We start from the raw sequence: 3,232 nt of genomic DNA on the forward strand, positions 1-3,232 counted from the left end.
GGGGCGCTGTCGATCTTGTCGAAGTCAACCTTGGCCGAACCGAATACTTCGGAGCAGACGCGGGTCAGAGCAGCGGTCAGAGTGGTTTTACCGTGATCAACGTGACCGATAGTGCCAACGTTGACGTGCGGCTTGTTACGCTCAAACTTTTCTTTAGCCATTTTGACTGCCTCCCAGAGAAGAATTGACTCAGCATCACCGCCATAAAACAAAGGCAGATACTTGCATATCTGCCTTTATTAGATGGAGCTCATGAGCGGACTCGAACCGCTGACCTCACCCTTACCAAGGGTGTGCTCTACCAACTGAGCTACATGAGCAAAACACATTGCAAGACCAACAATGCTGGAGCGGGTAGCGGGAATCGAACCCGCATCATCAGCTTGGAAGGCTGAGGTTCTACCACTGAACTATACCCGCGGAGCCTGCAGCTCTCGCTAAATCTGGTGGAGGGAGAAGGATTCGAACCTTCGAAGTCGATGACGTCAGATTTACAGTCTGATCCCTTTGGCCACTCGGGAATCCCTCCAAACGGGGCGGCATTCTCATTCTATGCCGACCTACTGTCAAGCAATTTCTCATTAAAAAACCTGAGGTTAGCTACATTGACAGCAACTTCGCAGAACACTTGTAAGCGCCACCCTGCGAAGCGGGCGCCATTCTATGCATTCTATTGAGGGCTTGCAACCCCTTCGCACGGCATTAATTGCTGCTCTAAGCCTTTGAAGTCAAAAGCCAAACGCTGCAGCAAGGAATCATCCGCCAAGCGCCGACTTTGCGGCGAAATACGCACCCAGAAACTGCGATGTGCGCGCGTCAGCTCGCGCAAAGACGGCTCATATCCCGCGTCGCGCAAACGCTGCATCACGCTCTGCGCCGAGTCACTGCGCGGGAAAATCCCCAGGGAAATACCGTTAGCCAAATCGCCCTGGGTGATGATGTAGCTATCAATCTTGCGCGCCTGCAGCTCGCGCAGCTGGCGAAGCGACGCTTGCCGAGAAGCCAAAGGCGGTAGATACACCCAATAGTCGACGCCGGCCGCCGCATCCATGCTCTGCACCCTCGACTGAATATCTAGGCTCAGCAAGCGCTGCTCGACCGCAGACGCATCTGCCATCAGCTCAAAACTGCCGAGAAACAGACACACAGCCTCAACAGGCTGCACCTCAGCAACCTCTCGCCGCGGCGGCACACTCGACTCACTGAGCAGGCGAATATCGCGCTTACTGTTCTGCGCCATATTCAGCGGCGCAATTTCAGTAACCCGCAACGGCGCCTGCTGTTGATGCCAAACGTAATAAAACAGATTCAGCACAACCAACCACAAGAACATCCAGCGCATGCGTGACCTCAATCTACGGGGCAAGCGATCGCCAGGCCGATAAACACCAAATCCGGCACAACCCGCGCACCCGGAATAACATCCATTACCAGCGGAGCATCACCACCGGTGAGAAAAACATCAACGTCACCACCCAGCAACTCCCCCGCCATCGCGTACTGACCACCGACAAACCCACGCAGCATCAACAAGCATCCACGTTCAACCGCCTCGGCAGTTGCACGCCCCGGCACCAAATTCTCTAATGCTTGAGCCGCCTCATCACTGTCATAGCGCGTTCGCCGAGTATGGGTTCGCAACTGCGTGCGCATCAGCGGCACACCGGGGCAGATAAACCCGCCTAGATGCCGGCCATCTGCAGCCACAAAATCCGAAGTCACCGCAGTACCCAGGTCAATAATAAGTGCCGCCTTGCGCGATAGCTGATGAGCCCCAACAACCGCAAGCCAGCGATCAAGCCCAAGACGCTCGTATTGCTCATAGCCGTTGCGCACACCCGCCAATGCAACGGCAGCGCAGGCAGCATGGCACGTGACAGCAAAGGCTCGCTCAAGCAGCGAGATCAACTGCGAAGTTTCTTCGTCGCTACGCACACTGACCAAGCGACAGGCGCGCAACTGCGACGCTTGCTCTCGAACGACCTCTATAAGCGCGTGATCTGAGTCGACAACGCCCCCCACTGTTGCAGCCGCGCTATCACCGAGCAAACGCCACTTGATAAAGGTATTACCGCAGTCGAGCTCAAGAATCATCACGCAACCTCAGACTAAGCTCACCACCACTAAAGCTTCGCTCAAGCTCATTAATACGAAGGCGAATGGCGCCAGAATGATCCACCCCTAAAACCTCACCCTCGATAGGCTCGCCGCCAGCCGTTAGCGCAACGGATTTGCCCTGCCAAAGGTGACAAGCCTGCCACTCATCACGCAAAGCGGCGAACCCTTCACGCAACTGTATATCCAGATAGCGCGACAACTGCCGGTTCAACTCCGCAACAAGCTCATTACGATCCAACAGACGGCCCAATTCAGCGCGCATCGAAGTCCATGGCTGACCGATAGCTCCGGGCTCGGCCGCAAGCATGTTCACATTCAAACCAATGCCGATAACCACATTGCATACATCAGCCGGGTCACCCGAAAGCTCTAATAGAATCCCCGCAAGCTTGCGCTTACCCACCAGCACATCATTGGGCCACTTCAATCCGGCCTCAGCCACGCCAAAGCCGCGTATAACCTGCAGCAGAGCCAAGCCGACAGCCAGACTCATGCCCTCAAGCTGGCGCATACCACCTTCGACTCGAACAACCAGGCTGTAATACAGATTCTCGCCGAAAGGGCTGACCCAGTTACGTCCTCGCCGCCCCCGCCCACTAGTTTGGCGCTCAGCAAGCACGTAGTACGGTAGAGATTGCGCCTCCGGCAACAGCCGCAAGGCCTCTGCATTGGTCGAGTCCACACTAGATAGAACGCAAGCACGCCATTGTGGCGCACTCGTTTGAGCATTCAGCCAATCAGCATCCAGCAACTGCAGCGGCGTCGCCAACTGGTAGCCGCGCCCGCGCACCTTGTGCAACGGCAACGACAGCTCCGCCTCAAGAGCCTGTAGCTGCTTCCATACCGCAGAACGACTAACGCCCAGCGCAGCGCCGAGCGCCTCGCCCGAGTGAAATCGCCCGTCCTGAAGAAGCCTTAACAATGCAAGCATGTGAGCCCCGCCACGCAATAAGGCACGCATGATAACGATGCCCTGTTTAGTTGCCTATCAAAGGCTTGCCTGTGCGCAGGTTGTTTTCGGCGCACAAAGTAAAACCCCCGACCAGTTTCCTGATCGGGGGTTTTGGTATAGGTGCTTGACGATGACCTACTCTCACATGGGGAAACCCCACAC

The 3,232-nt window shown here is 56.1% G+C and carries 4 protein-coding genes and 3 tRNA genes; all 7 read right to left on the reverse strand.

All coding sequences use genetic code 11. The features are described from left to right. A partial coding sequence (locus ACIGEK_RS22385; protein WP_309109606.1) for a GTP-binding protein occupies positions 1-161 on the reverse strand: 161 nt, incomplete at its 3' end. Between the two features lie 83 nt (positions 162-244). Then, positions 245-320: transfer RNA gene (locus ACIGEK_RS22390), tRNA-Thr, on the reverse strand. Positions 321-346: 26 nt separating this feature from the next. Continuing rightward, positions 347-420: transfer RNA gene (locus ACIGEK_RS22395), tRNA-Gly, on the reverse strand. Positions 421-444: 24 nt separating this feature from the next. After that, positions 445-529, reverse strand: a tRNA-Tyr gene (locus ACIGEK_RS22400). 141 nt (positions 530-670) lie between these two features. Then, the gene (locus ACIGEK_RS22405) at positions 671-1,342 is read right to left on the reverse strand and encodes an SPOR domain-containing protein (protein WP_397495429.1); all 672 of its coding nucleotides are present in this window, start codon (positions 1,340-1,342) and stop codon (positions 671-673) included. A gap of 8 nt (positions 1,343-1,350) precedes the next feature. After that, the gene (locus ACIGEK_RS22410; protein WP_397495431.1) at positions 1,351-2,094 is read right to left on the reverse strand and encodes a pantothenate kinase; all 744 of its coding nucleotides are present in this window, start codon (positions 2,092-2,094) and stop codon (positions 1,351-1,353) included. Beyond that, the gene (birA, locus tag ACIGEK_RS22415) at positions 2,084-3,049 is read right to left on the reverse strand and encodes a bifunctional biotin--[acetyl-CoA-carboxylase] ligase/biotin operon repressor BirA (protein ID WP_397495432.1); all 966 of its coding nucleotides are present in this window, start codon (positions 3,047-3,049) and stop codon (positions 2,084-2,086) included. The genes ACIGEK_RS22410 and birA overlap by 11 nt, the downstream gene beginning before the upstream one ends. Between the last annotated feature and the right edge of the window lie 183 nt (positions 3,050-3,232).

Origin of the sequence: Pseudomonas sp. NPDC079086 (assembly GCF_044542155.1) — a bacterium.
Lineage (GTDB): Bacteria > Pseudomonadota > Gammaproteobacteria > Pseudomonadales > Pseudomonadaceae > Aquipseudomonas.